We start from the raw sequence: 2,395 nt of genomic DNA on the forward strand, positions 1-2,395 counted from the left end.
TTCTGGTGCCGGAGAAGGTGCCGTCGTAGAGGCGGTGCTTGGCACAGGAGGGGCTGCCCTCCTTGAGGACGGCCATCCGGGCGCCGGCGCGTTCGGCGGCTTCGAGGGCCAGGCGGGCTCCCCGCACGAACTGCTCGGTGACGTCTTCACCGGTGTCGGTACGAACGCGGGCTGTGCCCTCTAGGACAGCTGTGCCCCCCAGGACAGCCGTGCCGTCCAGGACAGCTGCTGCGTCCAGAATGGTCGCGGCGTCGCCGTCGATCTCGGCGGGAGGACGCGGGGTGGAGAGGCCGCCCGATACCTCGGGGCAGAACGAGACGAGCCTTCCCTCGGCGCGCCAGCGTTCCATCAGGGCATCGTGCACCGGCTTGGCGGCGCCGTCGTAGCGGACGGGCCGTCCCAGCAGGCAGGCACTGACCAGAATGCGTTCGAGAGCCACTGAGCCCGGCGATCGAGGTGTCGCTCTTCCGGGTCGCGCAGGAGTCGCTGACCAACGTGGCGAAGCACGCGGAGGCCTCGCGCGTCGGTGTCACGCTGTCGTACACAGGCGCCGAGGTGCTGCTGGACGTGCGGGATGATGGGCGCGGGTTCGCGAAAGACCTATCTGCAACACATCTACGACAAACTCGGCGTTCGTGATCGAGCCTCGGCGGTGGCCGAGGGCTACCGCCGTCGCCTGCTCACGTGACGCCCCCGCTGCCGGCCACCGGGCGGCACCTGTCCATGGCCCGCGTCGCCGAGGGGTTGGGCATGTCCCGACACTCGACAAGCGCCGCCGCCAGGCGAGCGCAGCTCGCGCCCGCCATAGGACGGGCGCAGCTCGCGCCTGCCATAAGCACAGTACGCTGCTTGGGTGACTGACAAGGTGTGGGAGATCGAGCCGTCCGGGCCGCTGCGCGGTGATGTCACTGTACGGGGTGCCAAGAACGCGGTCAGTAAGCATATGGTTGCGGCGATGCTGGGCGATGGCCCGAGCATCATCCGTAACGCGCCGGACGTGGGCGAGGTCGAGATCACGGCGGCGATGCTGGATGCGCTCGGGACGTCCGTGGAGCGTGACGGGGACCAGTTGACGCTGACCCCGGGTCCGGTGGCGGAGCCGAATGTGCCGAAGGCGTTCACCGGCCTTAACCGGATCCCGATCCTCATGCTGGGTCCGTTGCTGCACCGTGCGGGCGAGGCGTTCGTGCCGCTGGTGGGCGGCGACCCGATCGGCCGCCGTCCGGTGGACTTCCACGTGGACGCGCTGCGCGCGTTCGGTGCCGAGGTGGAGATCGCCGAGGACGGTATCCACGCCCGCGCTTCGCGTTTGCGGGGTACCCGGATCGAGCTTCCGTACCCCAGTGTGGGTGCCACCGAGACGGTGCTGCTGGCGGCCGTGCTGGCCGAGGGCAAGACCGTGATCCGCGGTGCGGCGACGGAGCCGGAGATCGTGGAACTGGCGCTGTTCCTGCAGCGGATGGGTGCCGGGATCTCGTTCAGTCCCGATCGTCGCATCGTGGTCGAGGGCGTCGAGCGGCTGGGCGGTGCGGAGACCACGCTGGCGGGGGACCGTATCGAGGCGTTCTCGTACCTGGTCGCCGGGCTGGTGACGCGTGGCGAGGTACGGGTACACGGCTGCCCGCAGGACCGGCTGGTGACCGCGATCACCACGCTGGCCCGGATGGGGGCCAGGTTCACGATCACCGATGACTGGATCATGGCCTCGGCTCCGGAGGGGCTGCGTCCGGCGGCGGTGCAGACCGACACCCATCCCGGGTTCGCCACCGACTGGCAGACCCCGTTGATGGTCCTGTTCACGCAGGCGGACGGTATGTCGGTGCTGCACGAGACCGTCTACGAGAACCGGCTGGCGTACGTGCCGGCGCTGAAGAGCATGGGCGCGGAGATCGAGGTGTACGACACCTGCCTGGGCGGCCCGGCCTGCCGTTACCACGACACCAGTGCCCTGCATTCGGCGGTGGTACGGGGAGTGTCCAAGCTCCGGGGTGGTGACGTGACCATGCCCGACATCAGGGCGGGCTTCTCCGCCGTTCTGGCCGCCGCCGTCGCCGAGGGGCCCTCGACGCTCCGGGGCGTCCACCACATCGAGCGCGGCTACCACCGGCCGGTCGAGCAGTTCCAGAACCTCGGTCTGACCCTGCACCCTCGCTGAAGGCGGGGTCCTCGCTGACCGTGGCTCCCACTTCCAGTGCCACCGTGCCGCGAGTGCGCCCGTGTTGCCTGGTGCCCGGGGTGTTGACTCGTGGCGTGTTCGCCTGAGAACGCCGGGCGATGTCAAGCGGCTGTTGCAACGAGGAATTGGTTGAGGGCTTGGGCTGGGGTTTTCCAGTCCAGGGTCTGGCGGGGTCGTGCGTTGAGTTCGCGGGCGACCTCGTCCAGGTCGTGTTGGGTG

General features: G+C 69.3%; 2 protein-coding genes and 1 pseudogene. 2 read left to right on the forward strand and 1 reads right to left on the reverse strand.

The features are described from left to right. Positions 1 to 439, reverse strand: a 439-nt coding sequence (locus ACH34Q_RS46885; protein ID WP_395989757.1) for a DUF523 domain-containing protein, incomplete at its 3' end; no start/stop codon positions are given. Between ACH34Q_RS46885 and ACH34Q_RS46890 the strand changes: the two are divergent. Next, positions 430 to 588, forward strand: a pseudogene (locus ACH34Q_RS46890) (ATP-binding protein); the annotation flags it as partial. The gene ACH34Q_RS46885 and the pseudogene ACH34Q_RS46890 overlap by 10 nt on opposite strands. Positions 589 to 853: 265 nt before the next feature. Beyond that, the gene (gene murA, locus ACH34Q_RS46895; protein ID WP_395989758.1) at positions 854 to 2,155 is read left to right on the forward strand and encodes a UDP-N-acetylglucosamine 1-carboxyvinyltransferase; all 1,302 of its coding nucleotides are present in this window, start codon (positions 854 to 856) and stop codon (positions 2,153 to 2,155) included. The last annotated feature ends 240 nt before the right edge of the window (positions 2,156 to 2,395 follow it).

It is taken from the genome of Actinomadura sp. 9N407 (assembly GCF_044326315.1).
Lineage (GTDB): Bacteria > Actinomycetota > Actinomycetes > Streptosporangiales > Streptosporangiaceae > Spirillospora.